The organism is Methylobacterium sp. 190mf, from assembly GCF_900107945.1.
Taxonomy (GTDB): Bacteria; Pseudomonadota; Alphaproteobacteria; order Rhizobiales; family Beijerinckiaceae; genus Methylobacterium.
The window spans coordinates 169859-192699 of record NZ_FNVI01000010.1; the positions used below are offsets into that span (position 1 = coordinate 169859).

Sequence of the window (22841 nt, forward strand, 5' to 3'; positions counted from 1 at the left end):
TTCCTGCATGCACGGGCCGGCCTTTTGCGGCACGTTGGGCCGACAGGAGGCCTGCATGACCGACATGACCCACGATGCGGCGACCGCCCGCGATGCCGCCAACGTCACCGCCTATCTCGAGGCCTCGATGGTGCCCGATCCCGAGACGGCCGCACGCTACATGGCCCCGGGCACCCGGATCGTGTTCACCGGCGCCCGGGTGTTCAACCATCCGTCCGAGGTCACGGCCTTCAATGCCGGCCGCTACGCCTGGGTAAAGAAGCGGATGGAGCGGCTGGACGTGGTGCCGGGCGACGGCGTCACCACGGTCTACAGCCTCGGGACCCTGTACGGCGCGTGGCCGGACGGCACGCCCTTCGAGGGCAACCGCTACGTCGACCGCTTCACCGTGCGCGACGGGCTGATCGTCGGCATGGAGGTCTGGAACGACAGCGCCGAGCGCCTGCTGACCAAGCACGGCCTCACGGCCTGACGCGGCGGGCTCAGGCCCCGCCGCCCGCGACGTAGGGCGCCAGCAGGCGTGCCAGATCGCGCTCGCGCGGGGCCGGGGGCACGATCCGCGCCCGGTCGGCGACCGCGTCGAGGTGGTGGTCCATGAGCGCGGCGGCGCGCTCGGCATCGCCCGAGACCAGGGCGGCGACGATGTCCCGGTGCTCGCTCACGGCGCAGTCCGAGGAATGCGGGCGGCTGTAGAGGGACAGAATCAGGGCGCAGCGATAGCCGAGTTCCGCGACGTACCGGATCAGCACGGCGCTGCCGGTCATCTCGGCGAGCATCAGGTGGAACTCCGTGGCGAGCCGGATCGACAGCGCCTCGGGGCCGCCCCGTGCGGCCTCCTCGCGCGCGATCTGGTCCAGCAGGACCTGACGCTGCTCCGCGCTGAGCCGCCCGGCGAGGCGGCGGACCACGAGCCGCTCCAGGCCGAGGCGCACGTCGAAGGTGTCGCGCGCCTCCTCCCAGCTCGGCGTCGCCACGACGGCGATGCGGTTGCGGCGCAGATCGACCAAGCCTTCCCCGGCCAGCCGCAGCAGGGCCTGCCGGGCGATGGTGCGGCTCACCCCGAACCGCTCGCCGAGGGCGTCCTCCGGCAGCCGGTCGCCGGGGGCGAGCGCCCGTTCCACGATGGCCCGCCTCATGGCCTGGCAGATCGCCCCGACGCGATCGCCCTCGTCTCCCGCCTTCATGGACGGCGTCCGGACTCTGTCGCCCGTGTCCGTGCGGATTGATCCGTCATGATCCTCTCTCGACGCGATCCGGCGCCCCGCATCCGGTCCCGTGCCGGCTGGGCTCTTCGCAGACCTGGGACCCGAGGTGCAACGGTCGCGCCAGCGTCGTCGGCGACCGTCCGCCGTGCGCGAACTCCGCCGATCGCGCTTCCATCCGCGTCCGTGGGCGTCCCGTGCGGGACCGGCGCGATCGCTTCCGACAAAGTCGCCGCCACGGACGTCTCGCAGATCCAGTCCAGCAACCTGTTCGGTACCCAGATCAGCGGGGAGGATGGAGCCACTTTCTGGTTGAGAAATTTTGTAGCCACTGTTTCTATAAGTAGAATAGTGGTCACGATGTTCTTTTTTGAAGCTCAATCAAGATGAAGGATTGACATGCGAAAATTGATATACAACTCTCGTGAGGTGCGTTTAGAGGGAGAATGGCAGGTATGCTACCTGAGGTTGGTGCCGGTGCGGGAGAATTTTCTGACTCGTCCTTGAGAAATTCAATCAAGATCGTCTGCGCCTACGTGATCCGGAATCCGGTATCCCCTGTCCAACTCTGTGAGATTTTAGCCAGTACGTACGAAATGCTTAGCCAGATCAGCGCGGGACCGGCGCGCGCGGTCGCGACGCCCGAGGCCGCCACCGCGCGGGAGATCCGCGCGTCCATCCAGGCCGAGGGCCTGATCAGCTTCATCGACGGCAGGTCCTACAAGACGCTCAAGCGTCACCTGACGGCTTACGGGCTGACACCGGAAGAGTATCGCGCCAAGTACGGGCTGCCGCGCGACTATCCGATGGTGGCTCCGGGTTACGCCGCCAAGCGCTCGGAGATCGCGCGATCGCTGCAGCTGCGACACAGGGCGGGATAGGCCCTCTCAATCGCGTCCGGAGCGGTTCGCCACGATACACGCGGTCAGGCGGGGATCGGGCGACCCGGATCGATCACGGAGTCCGGCCAGGGATTCTGCCCGTCGCTCAGCCAGCGCAGCGTGTCGGCCCAGAATCCGCCGCTCCTGCGCGCGTGGAACAGGCCGAAATGGCCGGGCGCCTCCGCGCCGATCGCGGACGGGGTCAGCTGTACCTGGATGCGCGGGCTCGACACGTAGTAGCCGAGGGCCCGGCGGATCGCCGCCGGCGTGCCGAACGGGTCGTCCGGCGTACCGACCGCCAGGATCGGGGCGCGGACGGCGGCGAAGCGGGCGAGGAGGGCGGGGCGCTCGGCGGCCGGGTAGCTCGCCTCCATGCGCCGCCCGCGGAATGCCCACTCGTAGGCCACGCCGGCCGGCAGATCCTCGAGCCATCCGAGCCGACGGCCGGGAAAGTAGCCGACGACGGCGGTGACGCACGGCATCAGCAGGTGCCACTTCGCGATCATGCTGAGCCTCTCGCGGGCGCGATAATCGCGGCGATAGGCGAATTGCGCGCCGACGGTGAGGATGCGGTCCACCGCGCCCGCGGCCTCGGCGAAGCCGGGGAGGAAGCCGCCGATGCTGTGGCCGACGACCGTGAGCGGCCCCGCCTCGCGCTGCCGAATCCATCGGACGGCGGCGTCGAAGTCGAGCTCGCCCCAGTCCCGCCAGCGGATGCCGGATCCCCTCAGGCGCGCGGGCCGCGATTCGCCGATGCCGCGGTAATCGTAGGTGAGCACGACGAAGCCCCGCTCGGCCAGGAACCGCGCGTAGGCGTAGTAGTAGCGCGCGCGGACGCCGGTCGCCGGGTTGACGACGATCGTGCCCCGGCCCGGCGACCCGCTCGCGCCCGGGCGCCAGAGGTGACCGCGGAGCCGGTAGCCGTCGCGGCAGGCGATCGCCACGGGTCGCGCGTCGACACCGGCGGTCGCGGCGGGCGCGTGGCGGACGGGCGTCATCGGACCCCCTCGGCGGTGGCCGCCGGGACCGGACGATCGTCGATCGGGAGGTGGAGGAGCGCGGCGATCAGGCCCGCGAGGGCCGTGGCGAGCCAGACCCCATCGTAGGATCCGGAGACCTCCAGAACCACGCCCCCCAGCCACGCCCCGAGGAACGAGCCGATCTGGTGGCTGAGGAAGACGATCCCGAACAGCGTCCCGAGGTGACGGATCCCGAAGACCCGCGCCACCAGGCCGCTCGTCAGCGGGACCGTGCCCAGCCAGGTCAGGCCCATCACGGCCGCGAACGCGAGGACGACAGCCTCGGATTTCGGCGCGACGAGGAAGGTGCCGATCGCGGCGGCGCGGATGAGGTAGAGCCAGACCAGGACGTGCTGCGGCCGGTACCGGCCGCCGAGCCAGCCGCACCCCCAGCTCCCGGCCATGTTGAAAAGGCCGATCAGCGCCAGCGCGGTCGCGCCCAGGCCCGCCGGCATGTGGCAGAGGGCGAGGTACCCCGGAAGGTGGGTCGCGATGAAGGCGAGCTGGAAGCCGCAGGTGAAGAAGCCGAGCGTCAGCAGCCGGTAGCCCGGGTGCCGCCACGCCCGCAGGAGCGCCTCGGACAGGCTGCCGGCCGCCGAAGAGCCGTCCGGCACGCCGGCGCGGGGCGCGCGGTCGAGCGCGACACCGAGCGGCGCGAGCGCGACGATGATCGCCGCGAGCGCGAGGAGCCCCGCGCTCACGCCCGCGACCGCGGTCACGGACTGCGCGAACGGGACGAGCAGCACCTGGCCGAGCGAGCCGCCGGCGCTCGCGAGGCCCAGAGCCGCGCTGCGACGCTCCGGTGCGGAGGCGCGACCGACCGCGGTCAGGACGACGCCGAAGCTGGTACAGCTGATCCCGATCCCGACCAGCAGCCCCAGGCCGAGCAGCAGCGTCGGCGCCGCCGGCGCGAGCGCCGTCAGGACGAGGCCGCCCGCGTAGACCAGTGCGCCGAGGGCGACGACCGGCGCGGCCCCGTAGCGGTCCGCCGCCGCGCCCGCGAAGGGCTGCGCGAAGCCCCAGACGAGGTTGTGCAGGGCGATGGCGAGGGCGGTCGTCGCCACCGGGATGCCGGTCTCGAGGGAGAAGGGCCCGAGGAACAGCCCGAAGGTCTGCCGGATGCCCATCGCGCCGCTCAGAACCAGGCCGGCCGCGACCGCCACCGGCACCACCGGCAACCCGCCCCGTCGCCCTGCGCGCGCGCGCCCGATCGTTGCCATCGCGGCCTCCGTTGGCTGTCGCCTTCGGAGACGGTCGCAGCCGGTGGCCGGCGCGACAAACGAGAAGATTTCCACGGGCAGTGAACGCCGCTCACGGGCGGGGCGCGCCGTCCCGGTCCCGTCGGGCCCTCAGGCGGCGCCGGTCGGGAAGCGCCGCTTCTGCTCGGCCGCGAACCGGCGCGCCTCTGCCAGCAGCCAGGTCCGGAACAGGTCGGGCTCCGGCCGGTCGTCGTCGCCCTCGGCGCTCACGAGCCAGTGGGAGGTCGCCGCCGGGACGGCGGGGCCGACCCCGACGAGCGTACCCTCGCGCAGCTCCCGGTCCATGAGCGCCCCCCGGCCGAGGGCGATGCCGAGGCCCGCGGCCGCGGCCTGGAGCGCCATCGCGAACGTGTCGACGTGCAGGGTGTCGGCCGAGGCCAGCTCCACCGCCCCCGACGCGTCGCTCCAGGCCTGCCAGTCCTCGGTCGCGGAGGTGACGTGGATCGTCGTCGCGCGCCGGAGGTCGAGGGCGCCGTCCGGACCGGTGACGGCCCCGCGCTGGGCCGGGCTGCAGACGGGGAGCAGCCAATCCTCGAACAGGCGGACGCTGCGGTGGCGCGGAGTCGGAACCCGGCCGAGACGGAGGGCGAAGTCGAAGCCGTCGATCGGGAAGCCGACCTGCCGGTGGGAGGTGTCGATCCGGATCGCGATCTGCGGGTGGCGGCTGCGAAAGGCCGGGAGCCGGGGCAGCAGCCACCGCGTCGCCAGGGTCGGTGCGCAGCTGATGGCCAGGGTCCTGCCGGACCGCGGCGTGGGCAGGCGGCGCGTGCCGATCAGGATGAGGGACAGCGCCTCGGACACGTAGGTCAGGTACTCGGCCCCCTCGCGCGTCAGCGCCAGCCGGCCCGGCTCCCGGACGAACAGCTTGACGCCCAGCGCCTTCTCGAGGCCGACGATCCCGTGGCTCACGGCGCTCGGCGTCAGGTTCAGTTCGGACGCCGCGCGGGCGAAGCTGAGATGGCGGCCGGCCGCTTCGAAGAGCCTGAGCGTGGAGAGGGGAGGCGTGCGGGGCCGCATGGGATCGTCGGGGTGAGCCTGCCGGTCGCCGGGGCAGCGACGTCGTCGTCCGACGGGGAAGCTAGCCCGGATGGTGTCGCGTGCCCAAGGCGGTGCGTGCGCCCGGCCGGTCAGATCAGGCGCAGGATCACCTGTCCGGTGACGGTCTCGAACACGATCAGGCGACCCCGCCCGTCGAAGACGGCCGCGGCGTCGCCCTCGGGAGCGAAGCGCGCGCGCAGGCTCCCGCTGCCCTGCCACAGGACGGCCGGTCCGCGGATCCGGTTCGCGCCGGGCACGCTGGCCCAGAGCGTCCCCTCCTCGGTGGCGGTCGCGGCCCAGAGGCGGCCGTTCTCCGCCGCGACTAGGCGCGGCGGGTCCGCGGGCTCCGCGCGCGCGGCGGCCTCGATCAACGCGCGCTCCTGCTCCCGGGAGGCCGTCGTGAAAGCGTGGGGATGCGCCCGCAGGTGCGGATGCGCGCCGGTCCCCTCGAGGGACCAAGCGACGGCCTCGGTCAGGCCGAGCACGCCGACGCCGCGATCGGGCGGCGTCCAGAACCGGCACGTCACCGCAAGGGTGCGGGAGGACAGGCTCCACCACTCGATCAGGCCGTCGTGCCGGGCGTAGATCAGGGCGCTCGCGTCCGCGAAGGCGGCGAGCAGCAGCGGCCGGCCCGGTTCGGTCATGGGCAGGCGCCAATGGTGCGCCAGGGCGCCGTCGGAGCCGGGCGCGCCGCCCGCGCGACCGAGGAGCGAGGCGGTGTCCAGCCGGACGAGCGCCTCCCCGTCGAAGACGAGCCAGCCGGTCTCGTCCGCCTGACCATGCCAGTGCGTGATCGGCAGCGGACCGAGCGGCAGGAGCCGTCCGGTGCCGGCGTCGAAGAGCTGGACGTCGGGGCCGTCGAGCGTCTCGCGCAGAACGAGGGCCCGGTCGCCCGCGCCGAGACGCGCGAAGCCCGTCAGGCCATCCACCTGTCCCCGCCAGCGCTCGCGGCCGGCGCGGCCGAGGAGGCGCACGAGCCCGGAGCGGTAGCCCAGGAGCAGCCGCCCGCCCGACAGGAGCGCGGCATCGGCGATCTCGGAGAGCGCCGGGCCGTCAGGGACGACGAGCGGGCCCGCCAGGCGGGAGGCGGACGGTGCGGTGCGCGTCCTGAGCTGCCGGAGATGCTGGCGCAGGGCGACCTGTCCACCGGCTTCCGCGAAGCGCCCGGCGAGCCGGGCGCGCTCCGCATCGTGGCCGAGGATGCCGTCATCCGCGGCGAGGCGGCGCGCGAGGCCGCGGCAGAGGAGCGCGAAGGCGGGCGTCGGCGGCCGCTCCGGACCGCCCTCGAACTGCGCGTCGAGCAGGAGCGCGGCCACCGCGCTCCGGCGCGCCGCCGCCTCGGCCCCGGTCGCGCTCACCAGGTCCGCGAAGGCGGCGTGCAGCCGGTCGCCGTCCCGTCCCTCCCAGGGCAGGGCGCGCAGGGCCCGGGCGAGCGGCGCGGCCGGCACCGGCGTCTCGGCGTCGAGGGCTTGCCGGATCCAGTCCAGTCGCCGCTCGGCCAGAGCCGGCAGGCCGAAGGTGACCGCGGCGGCGCGATCCAGGGCGCCGATCCCGACGAGGCGCGCGGCCCAGGCCTCGGCCAGGACCGGTCGGAACGGATCGTCGGCCCCGAGTTCCTTCCAGAGCTCCGCGTGGGCCTCGTGGCGGGCGGCGAGTGCCAGGGCCCGCTCGGTCTGTCCCGCCCGGAACCAGAGCGGGACGGTCGTCGCGGGCGGGAGGCGGCGCGCCTCGGCCAGACGGGCGGCGGTCTCCAGGCGCCCGGATTCCGCGAGGAGGCGCACCGCCTTGTGCGGGTTCCCGACCAGGCTGTCGAGCACGAAGGCCGCGCGATCCGTGTCGCCGCGTCCGGCCATCGCCACGGCCTGCGCGCGGTAGAGCGCCGCGAGCCGGATCTCGTCCGCGGGCGCGAGGCTCAGTCCGCTCGCCCGCTGCGGCCCGAGATCGAGGTCGAGGCTCCTGCGCAGCCCGGGCCCGGTCAGGGGCAGGTCGGCGAAGGCGCTCCCGCGCCGCGCCGCGCCGCCGAGACCGATCGCCCGGTACAGGGCCTCGTCGACGCGCCCCGCCGCGAACAGCCGCTCGACCTCGGTGAGCCGCCGGGCATAGAGGCGGCGAAGATGGGCCGCGTAGGGCGAGCGCCACGCGAGCCACGCCGCCGCCCGGCGCCAGATGGGCGTGCGCCCGCTGCCGGTTCCGGCGGGCGGGCTGGCCGAGGGCGCGGCGCCCTCACGCGCGGCCCGCGCTCCGCGGCGCCGGAACGCGAACCACGCGAGGACGAGAAGGACCAGCACCGGCAGCGCGAGGCTGCCCCAGTGGGCCGCGGCGGCCCCTTGCTCCGCCGTCGTCCGGACGTTCTCGGCGAAGCCGAGCACCATGGCGCCGACCATGATGGAGGCCAGCAGGACGACGTAGGCGGTCCAGAGGAGCCCCAACGCGCCGCCGATCAGGCGCCGGCCGCGGGTGACGAGATCGCCGAGGACGTGCTTCGTCCGACGCCGCGGCCGCCGGGTCGCGGCGTCGCGGACCGGCGCGAGGGGGTCCGCGTCGGCGACGAGGGCGGGGGCGCTGACGAGGCGGCGTGCCGGCGGCGCCGGTCGCAGGACCGGCAGGCGTTCGGCCGGATGCACCGCGATCGCGTCGAGATCCCACCAACCGGCGATGTCGAGACTGGCGAAGGCCGCCAGCGGCTCGGCGGCGAGGCGTCCCCCCGTCATGTGGACGACATGGTCCCGCAGGGCCGCGGCGACGGGCGGCTCCGGCTCGGCGAGGGGTACGGCGGTCAGGATCCCGGCACTGCGCACGACCGGCAGGACCGGTCCGAGGGCCGCGCAGTCCCGCGTGACGGGCGCGGCGAACAGCACGAGCACGCGATCGCCGCGTGATCGCACCTCCGCGGCGTGCTCGAGCCAGGGAAGGAGCCGGGCGCGCCAGTCCGGCCCCGCGGAGCCGCGCGCCATCAGGATCCCGTCGAGGGGGGGCGTGCCGGCATGCATCCAGCCGCGCGGGCGCAGGGCCGCGAGCGGCTCCCGGGCATCGGGGACCGGCGGCGGCCTCAGGCGCCCAGGCACGGGACGGTTTCCGCGAACGCGCCGAGATCTCTCAGGTGGGACCATCCGCGGTCGAGCTGGCCGAAGGCGAGAGCGTCGACGAAGCCCGCGGCGTCGCACCGCGCGGCCGCGATGCACGGGACGGCATCGGCATCGACGGCGACGCGCACCGCCTCGAGGGTCGCGTCCGGAAGCGTCAGGGGATCGCACGCCGCCGCGCCGTCCGGGGTCCGGAACGTCAGGCGCGCCGATCCCGCCTCGTCGCGGTCGAGATGGAGGGCGAGGGGTCCCTCGACGGCCTGGGCGCGCACGCCGTCGTACGGGGGCACGATGCCGATGATCCGGCCCTGCGGCCCGAGGTGCGCGACCGCTCCGTCCGCGGCGTTCACCACGTGCCAGTACCCGCCCGCCTGCTCGATCCCCAGGGTGGGCTGCCCGCGCACCGCGCAGAGGGCGAGGCCGCCGCCCGGCCGCAGCGATCCGGCCCGGCCGGGGAACCGCGCCACGACCTTCCCGTCGGACGGCCGCCGCGCGATCACCCCGTCCGCGCGATCGCGCATCAGCAGACCGGCGGGCGTGACCGCGAGGGGAAGCTCGCCCGCGAGCGGCGCGTAGTCGATCAGCCGCGTCTCAGAGACTAGGAAGGCCGTGCCGTCGGCCGCCAGGAGCCAGGACCGGTTGCGGCGTTTCAGCATCCCGAGGGGCGGCAGAACCGCCTTCGGCAGGCGCCGGCACACCAGGGGATGGTCCCGCGGGATCCGCCGGTCGAGCGTCGCAGCGGCGCCCGAGCGGTCGAAGGTCCAGCTGCGGAGCGTCAGGCGCGCGTCGTCGGCGTAGATGTTGAGGCACGCGGCCCGGATCCGCGACCGGCCGACGGCGAGCCCCACGAGGCGCTCGTGGGGTGCGACCGGCAGGCGCAGCGCGCCGGAGGTGCCGGTGACGGGGACGATGAGGATGCCGTCGGGCCGCGCCACCAGGAGGTGCTCGCCGCAGGGCGCGAAGGCCAGCCCGCGGGGCGCCCAGTCCGGAGGCGCCGCGCTCCGGTCGGGCGCGGACCGCCGGGGCGGCGGGCGTCCGGGAGCCGGACGGGGCCGGAACGGGTCGCGCAACAGCGCCACCGCCTCGCGCTCCGGCGGGAGGTCGAGGCGCGCGGCGGCGACAGGGCCGGTGGCGTCCAGCACGGTGACGTCGGCGGCCACGGCGAGGCCGTCCGGCCCGAGACGCGGCCGCTCCTCGATGGTGATCCGCCGGCACGGTCGCGCCGCTTCGGGCAGGTCGGACCCGCCGATGAGCCAGAGGCTGGCGCCGGGCCGCCCGGCCGCGCGGGTCGCGACCGGCTCGGCCAGGACCCGTTCGAGTTCGACCGCGTCGAGGGATGTGGCGGCACTCTCGCGGAGAAGGATCGCGGCGTCGGACCGCTTCAACGCGCTGAGCCAGCGCCGCTCCGGCGTGGCGGTCGAGGCCCAGAGCAGGCGCGCGCCGCGCCGCCGGGCGAGGCCGGCCAGGCAGAGCAGCGCCGCGAAGGCCACGAGGCGGGGGGCGCCGAGGAGTTCCGGCCCGGCATCGACCACGACCAGCACGGCGCCCGCGTCCGCCGCCTGACGGTAGACCGGCTCCAGGGTCAGCAGGTCGCGCTCGGCCGCGCGCTGCAGGAAGGCGTCCGGATCGAGGTCGCGCCAGAGCCACTCCGAGGCGACGAGGCGCTCGATCCCGCCGCGGGTTCCGAGGCCCCCCAGCCCGTCGATCTCGCCCTGCGGTTGCCCGCCCGCGCCGTCGGCCCGCTCGACGAGGGGCCGCAGCGCCTCGACCAGCGCCGCGAGGATCCGCAGATCCGGTTCCGCCATGTCGGAGAAGAGCGCCGTCCACGGTGCGAGCGCCGGCGGAAGGGTCGTCCGCGGACCGGTCGACGCGGCGCTCACGCCGTCTCCCCCAGGCGGCCGGTATCGATATCCGGCACGGCGCGCGAACCGGCGAGGTCGAGCAGGCGCAGGGTTTCGCCCTCGGGGACGAGCAGGGCCGGACCGCCCAGACCGTGCCGGTCGAGCAGGCGGCGCGCGACCTCGGCGCGCCAGGGCGCCGGCACGGCGAGGCGGCACCCGAAGGGCAGGAGCAGCGGCCCGTCGGCCGCCAGCCACCCGAGCGGCGTCGCGCACCAGGGCAGCGCCGGCCGGCCCGAGCCCGTGTCGGGGGCGAACAGGACGGCCTCGCCGCCCGCCAGCGCCAAGCGCAGGGTGGCGTAGCGGCCGATCCGCGGGGCGATCCGCGCCAAGAGACCGGCCGCGTCGCTGCGGGTGAGGCGCAGACCCACCGGCGAGCCGCCGTCCGCCGGCATCAATCGCAGGGGAAGACGCGCCGGATCCTGGATCACGCCGGAGTCACGCCCGCGACCGGTGCCCGGCAGCGCGTCAGCAGCGCGTCCCGCGCCGCGGCGAGGGCCGGCGGGCGCTCCTCCGCCCCGAAGGCGGCGTCGATCTGCACGAGGAAGGATTCGGCGCGGACCAGCCAGGCCTCGAAGGCGGGGGCGGTGCGGTCGTCCGGGGCGGAGGCGGCCAGAGCCTCCCCCTCCTTGGCGAGGTCCGCGGCCCGTGCGGCCGGACCGTAGCCCGCCGCCTTGGCGGCGGCGGGCAGGACGGGGCTCGCCGCGGCGCCGAGCTCGACGCGCAGCAGGTCGCGGGCCTCGTCCTGCGCGATCCGGTCCTGGACGAGGTGGATCATTGGCCACAAGTCGGCCTCCTCCGCAGCCGTCCGGCCCGCGATGAGCGCCGCCGCCGCGACGAGCGACTGGCCCCGCACTACGCGCCGGTCGCTCAGCCGCACGCCGCGGGCGCGCAGCTTGCGCACCACCTGCGCGTAGGCGGGCCGGACCGGCGAGAGGTCGATCCGCGCGGCGGCCTCGGCGAGGGCGTCGATCTCCGCGAGCGTCAGCGGCGCCTCCCCGTCGCCGGGTTCGACGGACGCGACCGGATCGCCGGCGAGCAGGGCCTCCAGGTCGGTGTCGGCCAGGGGATCGACGAAGGCCGTGACGAGGAAGCGGTCGGCGAAGGCCGCGAGACCGGGATCCTCCGGCAGGGCGTTGCTGGCGCCGACGCAGCAGCGCAGCGGGACGGCGGTGTCGAAATGCCCCCGGCGGTAGCGGCGCTCGTTCAGCACGCCGAGAAGCGCGTTCAGGATCGCGGTCGAGCCGAGGAAGACCTCATCGAGGAAGGCGAACTCGGCCTCCGGCAGCATGCCGGAGATGTCCGGCCGCAGCTTGCCCGCGCGCAGGGCTTCGAGGTCCAGCGGGCCGAACAGTTCGGCCGGTTCCGTGAAGCGCCCGATCAGGTACTCGAAGCAGCGCGCCCCGGTCCCGGCGGCGCAGGCCCGCACCGCGGCCGACTTGCCGGTGCCGGGCGGTCCGATCAGAAGGAGATGCTCGCGCGCCACCAGCGCGAGGTGCACCAGCTCCACCACGTGGCGACGCCCGACGAGGCCGCGGGCCGCGCGGCTGATGGCGCGCTCCAGGCGTGCGATCGCGGTATCGATACCCCCCTCCCGTCAGGTTCGGCCCGCTCGCCGCGACAGGGCGATCGGTCGCGGTGCCGTCCCGCGCTGCGCCGTCGAGCCGGCGGCGGGCGCCTCACGGAGCCCGTCCCGTGACGTGAGGCGCGGCCGGACCGAAGACTTTCCTGTGCGGCCGCGCGTCCCGATCACCGGCATCTGCCGAGATGCCAAATCTGCCCGTGTACGCGTCCCACTATCGTCGCGCAGCCCCGGCGCCGGGACGATCAGGCGAAACATTCTGACCACGAGACATCCCGGAATACTCTGATTCCGCGAGGCTAGCCCGGCGGTCGACTTCCGGTCAACGTGCCGCGACCGCCGCCTGACCATCGCGGCGGCGCGCACGCACCGGCGACGCGGTCAGTCCCGCGACGTCGGACCGGAGACCGGCGCCTTCGGGACCGCGAGGCGTCCCTCCTCGGCCTTGTTGATGTACTGGCTGGCGATGAAGAGCCCCTTCAGCGGCCGGATGATCGGCACGCAGGCCAGGAGGAGCAGCGGCAGCGTCACCACGGCGTGGACCCAGAGCGGCGGATCGTAGGTGAGTTCCAGCCAGATCCCGAAAGCGGTGACGGGGAACGCCATCGTCATCATGATGAAGAAGGCGGGCCCGTCCGCCGGATCGGCGAAGCCGTAGTCCAGCCCGCACGCCTCGCAGCGCGGCCGCAGGGTGATGAAGCCGTCGAACAGGCGTCCTGTCCCGCAGCGCGGGCAGCGGCAGCGCAGGCCGACGGACATGAGCGATTGGTCGGTGGTCCTCTGCATCATCGACGGTCCTGAGCAACAGGCCGGCGCCGATCCCTGATCGACCGGCCTTGCGCCTGCCGATTGTATGGCATATCAAGCCATACAATCGCGGTTGAGACTGAGCCATCCGACAGGTTTCTGGCGGATCGCGGCCGGTTTGGAACACTGAGCGCTCTGGCCGCACGCTCAATGTATGCATACAGTGGTGGGATTACAGGGGTCAATGATGGAATCCTGGAGCCCGACAATCGCCGGCGACACGGGGCCCAAGTACCTCGCCATCGTCCGGGCGTTGGCCGAGGACATCCGGGCCGGCCGGCTCTCGCCGGGAGCGCGCCTTCCGCCGCAGCGCGCCCTGGCGAAGCACCTCAACGTCGATCTCACGACGGTCACGCGCGCCTTCAACGAGGCGCGCCGAACGGGCCTGATCGACGCGACCGCGGGCCGGGGCAGCTTCGTCCGGGCGTCCCGTTCGCCGGCCGCGGAGATGCGCAGGCCCGATCCGTCCGGCAGCGTCGATTTCAGCATGAACATGCCGCCCCAGCCGGAGGCGGCGCGGCTGGCGGAGCGCCTGGAGGCGGGTCTGTCGCGGTTGGCCGGTTCGTCGACCTTCCTGGCCCGGATGCAGTACCAGGACAGTGCCGGGAACCTCGCCGACCGGGCGGCGGCGGCCCACTGGCTCGGTCAACGGCTCGGGGCGCTCCCGATGCAGCGCGTCCTCGTGGCCGGTGGTGCCCAGGTCGTGCTCGCCGCCGTGCTCGCTGCCGTCCTGAAGCCGGGCGACGCCCTCTGCGTCCCGGCGCTCACCTATCCCGGGCTGCGCATGGCCGCGGAGCGCCGCGGCGTCCGCCTCCTGCCTGTGGTCGGCGACGCGGAGGGGCTCGACCCGGACGCCCTGCTCGAGCGGTGCCGATCCGATCGGCCGCGGGCCCTGTACCTCGTGCCGACCCTCGACAACCCGACCACCGCGACCCTGCCGGCAATCCGGCGTCGGCGGATCGCCGAGATCGCCCGCACGCACGGCGTCGCCATCATCGAGGACGACGCGTACGGCGCCTTGCCCCACGACGCGCCGGCTCCCATCGCGTCTCAGGCGAGCGACATCACGTGGCACATCGCGACGCTGTCCAAATGCGCGAGTCCCGGCCTGCGCATCGCCTACGTCGCGGTCCCGGGAACGAACGAGGCGGTGCGGCTGGCGGCCGAGCTGCGCGCGATCAACATGATGGCCTCGCCCCTCACGGCCGCGCTCGCCTCGCACTGGATCGCCGAGGGCGAACTCGACGGCATCGTCGCGGCGATCCGGCAGGAGAACGAGCTCAGGCAGGCGGTCGCGCGCGAGACGCTCCGGGACCTAGACGTCTGGGCGCATCCGTGCGGGCACCATCTGTGGCTCCGGCTGCCCGATCCCTGGCGTCGCGGCGAGTTCGGCGCCCACGCGCGCCAGCTCGGCGTGTCGGTCGTCCCGAGCGACGCCTTCGCGGTCGGGGCCGCCCCGGAAGCGATCCGCGTCTCCCTGGGCGCGGCGCCGGACGCCGAGACGCTCCGGTACGGCCTCAGCCTGCTCGCGACGCTGCTGGCGCACCCGCCCGGCGCGATCTCCACCGTTGTCTGAGCCGGCAGAGGCGGCGCGTGCCGGTCCGACCCCTCTGACCGCGAAGGGAACGCGATGCTCCGGTGTCTCAGGCGGACGCGCCCGCGCATCCCGCGTCGTCCCTCGCGCGTCTCGGCACTGGCGCTGGCACTGCTCGCGTCAGCCTGCTCGGACGACGGACGGGAGCGCCGCCGCGCCCTGGGCGAGACCCCGACGTTCGACGACGTCATGCGGGTGGCCGACGCGGAGCGCGGCGGGCGGCTGTTCGGTCAGTGCGCCGCCTGCCACACGATCAGCCCGGGGGCGGGCGATCGGAACGGACCCGAACTCTACGGCGTGCTCGGCAAGCCGGTCGCCAGCAACAGCCGGCGCTACGGCTATACCGGGGCGCTCCGGGCGCTGGGCGGCGTCTGGACACCGGAGCGGATGGACCTCTGGCTCGCCGCCCCGGCGAAGCTGGCGCCCGGCACGCGCATGACCTTCCGCGGCCTTCCCGATCCCCTCGATCGGGGGGATCTCATCGCCTATCTCCGGACCCGGTCACCGGGGGACGGTGACGCAGAGGCGCACCCGTCGCGGCCTTGAGCGGCTCCCCGGCGGCATCGCGCGTCCTTCGCGACGCGATCGGAGTCGGGATCGTCCTGCCGGTCCGACGAAGCGCGTGGGCAGGGCGACGCCGTGCGCGTACTGGATCAGAGTTGGTGCGAGACCCGCGATCATCGACCAAGCGACGAGCCGGTCGGATCCGGACGCGGTTTCGTCATCCTGCGCGTCGCCATCGGCCGTCCCCTCGCGGTCGCGGCCGGTGATCGGCCGCCTCGGAGCGGCGTTGTGGTCAAGCTCCTCTGCCGCCGGATTGCGCGACGTCTCGCGTGGCGGCACGGACTGACCCGGCGATCCCTCAGATCAGCCCGACGGATTCTTCCGGGAAGCGGATCGCGAAGACCGCCCCCAGCCCGGGACCGGCGCTCTCCGCCGTGGCGCGGCCGCCGTGAAGCTCGGCGATCCGACGGACGATCGAGAGCCCGAGACCGGTCGAATTCTCGCCGCCGGTGGGCTTGGCCGACAGGCGCTGGAACCGCCCGAACACGCGGGCCGAATCCTCCGGCGAGAGGCCGGGCCCGTGGTCGGCGACGGCGCAGATCAGTTCCGCGCCGCGCGGGCCCGGCTCGCGGCTGACCCGGACCGTGATCGCCCCGCCCGTCGGGCTGTACTTGATGGCGTTCGAGACGAGGTTGTCGAGGGCCTCGCGCAGGCGCTCGGCGTCGCCGCAGAGGAACAGCTCGTCCGGGCCTTCGCAGACCAGGGTCTGGTCCTTCGCGTCGGCGAGCGGCCGGTCGGCCTCGCAGACCTCCCGGGCGAGGCCCGCGAGGTCGACCGGTTCCCGGCGCAGGCTGATGTCGAGGGCGTCGTTCATCGCGTCGGCCATGAGGCTGTCGATCATGGTCGTCAGCCCCTTGGCGCTGGTGCGCACGTGCTGCACCTGCGCCCGCATCTGCTCCCGGTCGCCCTGCATGTCGATCAGGTCGGACAGCATCTCGGCGCGGCCGAGGATGACCGCCAGCGGGTTCTTCAGATCGTGCGCGATCGTGCCGAGGATCTCGGTCTTCAGGCTGTTGGCGCGCCGCAGGTCCGAGCGCTGCAGGTCCAGCCGGCGATTCGCCCGGATCAGCTCGGCGGTCCGCTCGACGACCCGCCGCTCGAGGTCGGCGTTGGTCAGCTGTAGCCGCTCGTAGAGGATGACGTTGTCGAAGGCGATCGACAGCCGGCTCGTGAACAGGGCGATGAGCGACCGGTCGGTCTCGGACAACTGGCGGTCGGCCTCGATCAGCGCGACGATCTCGCTGCCGCTCGCCGTGTGCAGATACAGGGTCGACCAGTGCTCGCCGAAGCTGTGCCGGCGCTCGGCAAAGGCGCGTTCGACGAGGGGTTGCACCCGCTCCTCCAGCGGCCAGCACGGCTCGCGGCCGGCGTAGTGGCCGTAACAGCCGGAGCCGGCCAGAACGCAGAAGCGCTCCTGCGGGGCGGCGGTCTCGCGCAGGACCAAGATGCCGGCGCAGGCGACGTTCAGGAGCGAGGCGACCTGGGTGAGGACACCCTCCGCCAAGCGCTGCATCGACTTGTGATCGAGGAGCATCGGCGCGGCGTCGATGATGATCTCGAGCCCGCGCCGGGTCTCGTCGAGGCGCTTGAGCTGCTGATGGGCGCGCAGGGCCGCGGTGAGGCTGGTGAACAGCTTGTCGGCGGTCAGCTCGGTCTTCGCCTTGTAGTCGTTGATGTCGTAGTCGACGATGATCCGCCGCTCCGGCGCCTGCCCGGGCTGGCCGGTCCTCAGGATGATGCGCACGGTCTCCTGCCGGAGCTCGCGCCGGATGTAGTCCACCAGCTCCAGCCCGGCATTGTCGGTCTCCATCACCACGTCGAGCAGCACCACCGCCACGTCGCGGCGCTCGGCGAGCAGCACCCGCGCCTCCGCGGCCGAACGGGCGGTGAGAATCTCCAGGCCGCGCCCGTCGAGGGTGTAGCTCGCCAGCGCGTAGCGCGTGCCGTCATGCACGGCCGGATCGTCGTCGATCACGGCGATCACCCAGGCTCCCGCGGTCGGCTGCGCCTCGTCGAGGTCGTCAGGGATCAGCGTGAGGGTGTCATCGTCCATGGCTATGACCTGAAATGCTGCTCGCAATCGGACGACTACGCTAGAAATCGTGTTGAAAACTTGTCACGCTACCGTGAGCCGATACGATTCCTGCATTCGTTCAAGAGCGAACCCGGAAAGTGCGCACCGCTGCGATGACCATACCAGACAGCCCCGCCCCCGGCGCCGCCCGCGGCGGTGCGGCGATCCCGTCGATCGCCGTGGTGGACGACGAGGCGGCGACCCGTGAGATGGTCGGGGATTACCTGAAGCTCCACGGGTTCTCGGTGGTCCTGTGCGACGGCGGGCGCTCCTTGCGGGAGCACCTCGCCGGCCACAGCCCGGACCTGATCGTGCTCGACCTGAACATGCCCGAGGAGGACGGGCTCTCCATCGTGCGCGACCTCAAGGCCCGGACCGCGATCCCGATCATCATGCTCACCGCCACGGCGAGCGCGATCGACCGCGTGGTCGGGCTGGAGCTCGGGGCCGACGATTACTTGCCCAAGCCCTGCGAGTTGCGCGAGCTGGTCGCCCGCGTGCGCTCGGTCCTGCGCCGCGTGCAGACGCCGACCGCCGCCGCGCCGGCCCCGGTTCCCGTGAGCGGGCGCCGCATCCGGTTCGGCACGAAATGGCTGGAGCTCGACGCCCTGCGCCTCAGCGACGATGCCGGTCTGGAGCAGGCGCTCACCCGCTCGGAATTCGACCTGCTGAAGGCGTTCGCCGACAATCCGCGGCGGGCGCTCTCGCGCGAGCGCCTGCTCGACCTCGCGGACGCCCGCGACCCGGACGCGTTCGACCGCGCCATCGACGTACGGATCAACCGCATCCGCAAGAAGGTCGAGCCGGACCCCGGCAATCCGCGCTACATCCGCACCGTGCGGGGCCTCGGATACATATTCCGCCCCGAGGGAGACTGATGCGACCCGGATCAATGTTGCGTCGTGATGGGGTGACGCAACAATTCACGCTCCAGATCGGGCTGAAAGCAATATCCGCGGTACGGAGCGTCCCTATCAGCGTGGCAGGACCGAGGGCCGCAAGTGCCCGGAGGACGGGCCATGCGACACGTGATCGGTACCTCGTCGGCCGCGGCTTTCGGCACGCTCTGCGTCCTGGCGCTCGTCGGCTGGACCCAAGCGGCCAGCACGGTGCCGATGCAGGCCAGCGGGGGCGCAAAAGCCTCCGCGGCGGCCCGTGACGGCGCCGCCTGTGGCGGGGCGGCCTGGCCGTACCCGCCCGGCGCCTGCGCGGGTGCCGGCCCGGTCGGCGACCCGGCGGGCCGTCGCGTCCGGCTCATCGCGGTCGACGCCGCGCCCGGCCGTCGATGAGGGGCGCGAACCGCCATGCCGCACTTCAGCGACGACCCCGGTGCCGACGAAGATCCCGACCTGCTCGGCGCGCTGCGCCGCATGCTGCACGGCGGAGAACGCGCTCCGCGGCGCCTGCCGACCTGCGCCGAGCGGTTCGGCGTGCCGGCGCCGCGCGATCGCGCGCGTGACGCGCAGGATGCCGTGCTGGCCGGCCCGGACCCGCGGCCGCCCCGATCCCGACATCGCTGAGACCACCCGTGGCGGATGGCTTCGACGCCGTCTCTGCGCGCGCAGCGAAGCGATCCGGCGGCGCCGTATCGGCCGGACGCGCGCAGCCCTGGGTCGCTTCGCTGCGCGCGCGATGACGGAGCGGGCGGCAGCGACCGAAGACTGCGCGCGGACACCGGGTGATCCGGTCGCCGGAACGCCGCCCGATTGCACCGCTCTCCGGCACGGCCTTAAGTTGCTGCCGGACCCCTATGTCGGGACGCGGATGCGGGTTGGACCCAAGATCGCCCTGGTCGGTGGCGTGCCGATCCTCGCCGCCGGCGCGATCGCCATGGCCGGCTGGCTCCTCCTGGCGCAGGAGGAGCGCGCCCGGCGCGGCGCGGTCCTGGCCGCCGACGTGTACCACGACATCGCCACCGCCCGCCTGGTCCGCGACCAGTACGCCGCCGCGGACGCGCAGGACCGGCCCGCCTACGCCGAGCGCTTCGCCAGCCTGACGGCACGGGCCGAGGCCGGCCTCGGCCGGCTCGCCGGCTTCGCCCGCATCGACGAGCAGCGCGCGCGGACCGCCTCGGTAGAGCGGGCGCTGGCCGGCTACCGGGGCGAGATGGACGCCTTCGTCCGCCGGACCCGGGAGAATGACGGCCTGATCCGCGAGATGACGCAGCGGGCCGACACCCTGATCGACCTCACCGACCGGGCGCGCCTGCGGCAGCAGGCCTCGAACGCCGACCTCGCGCGCTCGACGGCCGAGAAGGTCGAGGCGCTGCGGGTCGCCCGGGGCCTCGTCGCCCGCCTCAACGCCCTGCGAGCCCGGAGCGCGGAGAGCGCCGTGCTCGCCGCCCAGGCCGCGGCCCGGAGCGATGCGCCCGCGGCCGGCCCCGCCGGAGCGGCGGTCTCGGAGGGCGACGGCCCGCGCGCGCAGGGCCTCTTCCGCGCCGCCAGCCGCGACCTCGCGGCGGCGCTGCGGGCCGACGGCCGGGACGCCGACGCGGAGGCCCTCGACGCGCTCACCGCCGAGACGGCGGGGTCGAAGCCGGACCTCCGCGCGAGGCTCGACGCCTGGATCGAGCGCACCTTGAAGATCGAGACGTCCGGCCAGGAGAGCCTGCACGACGAGGTGGCGCAGCTGCTGGCCTATTCCGTGGAGGCCAACGAGATCGAGCGCGCCACCCAGAACGTCGCGATCAGCACCCTCAAGCTGGGGCCGCGCACCGCGGGCGCCCTCCTGCACCGGGACGCGGCCCTCGCCGAGCGGATGCGCGACGAGGGCGAGCGCCTCGCCCGGAGCGCCGCCTCGCTGCCGATCTCGCCGCTGATCCAGGCCGAGATGGTCCAGGCCCTCGACGGGTGGCGCGGGCGCCTCACCACCACCATCGGGGGCCTGCGGCAGCAGAACGCCATGATCGTCGCGATGGACGGGCTCGCCGCGACGATGATCGACAGCGCCAAGGCGCTCAACGACGCCTTCGTGGAGGACGCCGACCGGTCCGGCATCGTCATCCAGCGGATCCTGCTCGCCGGCGCGGCCGGGCTCCTGCTGTTCGGCGCGCTGGTCGTGATCCTCGTCGCCCGCTCGATCCTGGTGCCGTTGCGCGCCCTCCAGGGCGACATGGTCATGCTGACCGGTAACCCGGCGGGGGCGGCCGTGCGGGGCACGGCGCGCCGGGACGAGCTCGGCGACATCGCCCGCGCCACCGCGGTGTTCGTCTCCGAGATCACCCGCCGGGAAGGCGCGCTGCGCCGGGCCAAGGATCAGGCGGACGTCGCCCTGGTCGAGCTGCGCCGGACCCAGGACAACCTCGTCCGGGCCGAGAAGCTCGCCTCCCTCGGGCAGCTCGTGGCCGGGGTCGCCCACGAGATCAACACGCCGCTGGGCATCGCGCTCACCACCGGGACGCTCATGAGCGACGAGGCGCGGGCCTTCCGCACCGGCCTGTCTGCCGGCACGCTGTCGCGGTCCCGGCTGAACCACTTCGTCGACCGGGTCGAGGAGGGCGCCACCCTGCTCTGCACGAATCTCACCCGGGCCGCCGACCTCGTCCAGGGCTTCAAGCAGGTCGCGGTGGACCGCGTCAGCGACGAGAGCCGCAGCGTCGTGCTGGCGACCTGGCTCGACGACCTGCTGGCGAGCCTCAGGCCGATGCTGCGCAAGGGCGGCCATACGGTGGAGCGCGCCTGCCCCGCGGACCTCGTCATCGACACCAATCCCGGCGTGCTCGCGCAGATCGTGACCAACCTCATCGCGAACGCGGTCGTGCACGGGTTCCGGGCGGGCGAGCCGGGCCGGATCACCGTGGATGTGTCGGAGCGGGAGGGCGGCCTCGTGCGGATGGAGGTCCGCGACACCGGTCAGGGCATCCCGCCGGAGCACCTCGACCGGATCTTCGACCCGTTCTTCACGACGGCCCGCAGCGCCGGCAGCACGGGGCTCGGCATGCACATCGTCCACAATCTCGTGACCGCCAAGCTCGGCGGCCGCATCGCGGTCAGCAGCGAGCCCGGCCAGGGGACCGTCGTGCAGGTCGACTTTCCCGCCCAGGGTGCTGGAGCGGCCGCCCGGCCGCGGACCGGCGCGATCCGGACGCCGTGAGGCCGGCCGCGGCATACCGCGCCGGCCAGCGCGCCCTGGCGGCCGGCTTCATCTCGGCGGTGCTCCTGGGGCACGGCCCGGCATCGGCGCGCACCTTCGTGTTCTGCTCGGAAGGCAGCCCGGAAACCTTCGATCCCGCCCGCGCCACGACCACCACCACGATGAACGCCGCGTGGCAGGTCTACAATACGCTCGTGGAGTTCGTGCCCGGCACCACGACGATCCGCCCGGCCCTCGCCGAATCCTGGACGGTCTCGGAAGACGGCCGGACCTACGTCTTCGCTCTGCGGGACGGCGTCCGCTTCCACGCCAACGCGCGCTTCACCCCCACGCGCGCCCTGAACGCCGACGACGTGGTGTTCTCGTTCACCCGGCAGCGGCGCTCCGGGCCCGACGGCGCCGCGCAGGGCTTCACCTACTTCCACGATCTCGGCCTCGCCGACCTGATCGAGACCGTCGACGCCCCGGATCCGCGCCACGTCCGCTTCCGGTTGCGCGAGGCCGACACCACCTTCCTCGCCAACATCGCGCAGGCCTTCGGCGCCATCCTGTCCCTCGAGTACGCGGCCGCCCTCGCGGCCGGCAACGCGTCGGACGACCTCGCCCGGGCGCCCATCGGGACGGGCCCGTTCGTCTTCGAGGGGTACCGGCCGGATCAGGTCCTCCGCTACCGCGCCTTCCCGGATTACTGGCGCCGCGCCGCGGACGGGAACGAGCCGGGCGAGCGCCCCGACGGTCTTGTCTTCGCGATCACGCCGAACGCGGCGGTCCGGCTGAACAAGCTGCGGGCCGGCGAGTGCCACGCCATGGCGTTCCCGGCGACCGGCGACCTCGACGCGATCCGGGCGGAGCCGGGCCTGACGCTGCTCGCGCTGGCCGAGCTGAACGTCGCCTATCTCGCCCTCAACACGACCCGCGCGCCCTTCGGCGACGTCCGGGTGCGGCGCGCGGTCAACCTCGCCATCGACCGGCGGGCGATCGTGGCGGGCGTCTACGGCGACGCCGGGATCCTGGCGCAGGGGCCGCTGCCGCCCGGGATCTGGGCCCACGACGCGGACCTGCCGGACACCCCCTTCGATCGCGGCGAGGCGCTGCGCCTGCTGGCCGAGGCCGGGCTCGCCGACGGCTTCGACGTGGATCTGTGGTATCCGCCAGTCAGCCGACCCTACAACCCGAATGGCCGGCGCGTCGCCGACATGATCCAGGCCGACCTCGCGCAGGTGGGCATCCGCGCGCGCCCGGTCACGCGTCCCTGGAACGCGTACCGCGCCGCCCTGTACGGCGGAGAGCCCACGCTGATGCTCTACGGCTGGACGAGCGACAACGGCGACCCGGACAACTTCCTGAACGTCCTGCTCGGCTGCAAGGCCGCCCAGACCGGCGGCGCCAACCTCGCCCGCTGGTGCGACCCGGCCTACGACCGGCTGGTCGAGGCCGCCCGCCGAACCGGCGACCGGGAAGCGCGCCAGGCTCTGTACCGGCAGGCTCAGGCCATCGCCCGGCGCGCGATGCCCTGGGTGCCCCTGGCCCACACCAAGGTGCATCTGGCGCTCCGCGACGACGTGCTCGGCCTGACGATGGATCCCCTCGGCCGCCACCTGTTCGAGACGGTACGGTTCCGCGACCCGCGCTGACGGCAACGACAGCACCGTCCTCGCGAGCGGAGCGAAGCAATCCAGCAGCGCCACGTTCACTCACGGCGCGCATCCCTGGGTCGCTTCGCGGCGCTCGCGATGACGGTGTGGGCC

At 73.8% G+C, this 22841-nt stretch carries 19 protein-coding genes; 9 read left to right on the forward strand and 10 right to left on the reverse strand.

Annotated features, from left to right (window positions below):
* Positions 1-55 precede the first annotated feature (55 nt).
* Positions 56-472: a nuclear transport factor 2 family protein gene (locus C4T42_RS14160; RefSeq protein WP_020093118.1), complete on the forward strand. Its 417-nt coding sequence runs from the start codon at positions 56-58 to the stop codon at positions 470-472.
* Between the two features lie 10 nt (positions 473-482).
* Here C4T42_RS14160 and C4T42_RS14165 read toward each other — a convergent pair whose 3' ends face one another.
* Positions 483-1184 carry a GntR family transcriptional regulator gene (locus C4T42_RS14165; RefSeq protein ID WP_103985255.1) on the reverse strand — a complete coding sequence of 234 codons (702 nt, stop codon included), beginning with the start codon at positions 1182-1184 and terminating at the stop codon, positions 483-485.
* A gap of 473 nt (positions 1185-1657) precedes the next feature.
* Here C4T42_RS14165 and C4T42_RS14170 point away from each other — a divergent pair, with 473 nt between their 5' ends.
* Positions 1658-2083 (forward strand): MucR family transcriptional regulator, encoded by a 426-nt coding sequence (locus tag C4T42_RS14170; RefSeq protein WP_103985256.1) that lies wholly within the window; start codon positions 1658-1660, stop codon positions 2081-2083.
* A gap of 44 nt (positions 2084-2127) precedes the next feature.
* On the opposite strand, the gene C4T42_RS14175 is transcribed toward C4T42_RS14170, so the two are convergent.
* The 8 genes from C4T42_RS14175 to C4T42_RS14215 form a co-directional block, all read right to left on the reverse strand.
* On the reverse strand, positions 2128-3081 hold the full coding sequence (locus tag C4T42_RS14175; protein ID WP_020093121.1) for an alpha/beta fold hydrolase: 954 nt from the start codon (positions 3079-3081) through the stop codon (positions 2128-2130).
* Complete coding sequence (locus C4T42_RS14180; RefSeq protein ID WP_043712583.1) at positions 3078-4322, reverse strand: MFS transporter; 1245 nt, start codon at positions 4320-4322, stop codon at positions 3078-3080. Before C4T42_RS14180 ends, C4T42_RS14175 begins: the two co-directional genes overlap by 4 nt.
* Positions 4323-4451: 129 nt before the next feature.
* Complete coding sequence (locus C4T42_RS14185) at positions 4452-5378, reverse strand: LysR substrate-binding domain-containing protein (RefSeq protein ID WP_020093123.1); 927 nt, start codon at positions 5376-5378, stop codon at positions 4452-4454.
* A 110-nt stretch (positions 5379-5488) separates the two neighbouring features.
* The gene (locus C4T42_RS14190; RefSeq protein ID WP_103985257.1) at positions 5489-8464 is read right to left on the reverse strand and encodes a hypothetical protein; all 2976 of its coding nucleotides are present in this window, start codon (positions 8462-8464) and stop codon (positions 5489-5491) included.
* A complete protein-coding gene (locus C4T42_RS14195; RefSeq protein WP_103985258.1) occupies positions 8449-10362 on the reverse strand; it encodes a hypothetical protein in 1914 nt (637 codons plus the stop codon). The genes C4T42_RS14190 and C4T42_RS14195 overlap by 16 nt, the downstream gene beginning before the upstream one ends.
* Entirely contained in the window at positions 10359-10811 is a 453-nt protein-coding gene (locus C4T42_RS14200) for a hypothetical protein (RefSeq protein ID WP_128083360.1), read from the reverse strand. The genes C4T42_RS14195 and C4T42_RS14200 overlap by 4 nt, the downstream gene beginning before the upstream one ends.
* Positions 10808-11965, reverse strand: coding sequence for an AAA family ATPase (locus tag C4T42_RS14205; RefSeq protein WP_348529869.1), 1158 nt, complete (start codon positions 11963-11965; stop codon positions 10808-10810). The genes C4T42_RS14200 and C4T42_RS14205 overlap by 4 nt, the downstream gene beginning before the upstream one ends.
* A 378-nt stretch (positions 11966-12343) precedes the next feature.
* On the reverse strand, positions 12344-12748 hold the full coding sequence (locus C4T42_RS14215) for a DUF983 domain-containing protein (RefSeq protein WP_085986796.1): 405 nt from the start codon (positions 12746-12748) through the stop codon (positions 12344-12346).
* A gap of 205 nt (positions 12749-12953) precedes the next feature.
* Between C4T42_RS14215 and C4T42_RS14220 the strand changes: the two genes are divergently transcribed.
* Together C4T42_RS14220 and C4T42_RS14225 are read left to right on the forward strand one after the other, a co-directional pair.
* Positions 12954-14345 (forward strand): PLP-dependent aminotransferase family protein, encoded by a 1392-nt coding sequence (locus tag C4T42_RS14220; protein ID WP_020093130.1) that lies wholly within the window; start codon positions 12954-12956, stop codon positions 14343-14345.
* Positions 14346-14399: 54 nt separating this feature from the next.
* Positions 14400-14909 carry a c-type cytochrome gene (locus tag C4T42_RS14225; RefSeq protein WP_020093131.1) on the forward strand — a complete coding sequence of 170 codons (510 nt, stop codon included), beginning with the start codon at positions 14400-14402 and terminating at the stop codon, positions 14907-14909.
* A gap of 316 nt (positions 14910-15225) precedes the next feature.
* Here the strand turns inward: C4T42_RS14225 and C4T42_RS14230 are convergent, their stop codons facing one another.
* On the reverse strand, positions 15226-16980 hold the full coding sequence (locus C4T42_RS14230; RefSeq protein WP_020093132.1) for a DUF3369 domain-containing protein: 1755 nt from the start codon (positions 16978-16980) through the stop codon (positions 15226-15228).
* Positions 16981-17114: 134 nt separating this feature from the next.
* On the opposite strand from C4T42_RS14230, the gene C4T42_RS14235 reads away from it, so the two are divergent.
* The 5 genes from C4T42_RS14235 (at position 17115) to C4T42_RS14255 (ending at position 22727) form a co-directional block, all read left to right on the forward strand.
* A complete protein-coding gene (locus tag C4T42_RS14235; RefSeq protein ID WP_020093133.1) occupies positions 17115-17879 on the forward strand; it encodes a response regulator in 765 nt (254 codons plus the stop codon).
* A 141-nt stretch (positions 17880-18020) separates the two neighbouring features.
* Positions 18021-18290, forward strand: a complete 270-nt coding sequence (locus C4T42_RS14240; protein ID WP_020093134.1) for a hypothetical protein — start codon at positions 18021-18023, stop codon at positions 18288-18290.
* Positions 18291-18305: 15 nt separating this feature from the next.
* A complete protein-coding gene (locus tag C4T42_RS14245) occupies positions 18306-18521 on the forward strand; it encodes a hypothetical protein (RefSeq protein ID WP_020093135.1) in 216 nt (71 codons plus the stop codon).
* A 244-nt stretch (positions 18522-18765) separates the two neighbouring features.
* Entirely contained in the window at positions 18766-21093 is a 2328-nt protein-coding gene (locus tag C4T42_RS14250; RefSeq protein ID WP_020093136.1) for a HAMP domain-containing sensor histidine kinase, read from the forward strand.
* Positions 21090-22727: an ABC transporter substrate-binding protein gene (locus C4T42_RS14255; protein ID WP_020093137.1), complete on the forward strand. Its 1638-nt coding sequence runs from the start codon at positions 21090-21092 to the stop codon at positions 22725-22727. The genes C4T42_RS14250 and C4T42_RS14255 overlap by 4 nt, the downstream gene beginning before the upstream one ends.
* Positions 22728-22841 lie beyond the last annotated feature (114 nt).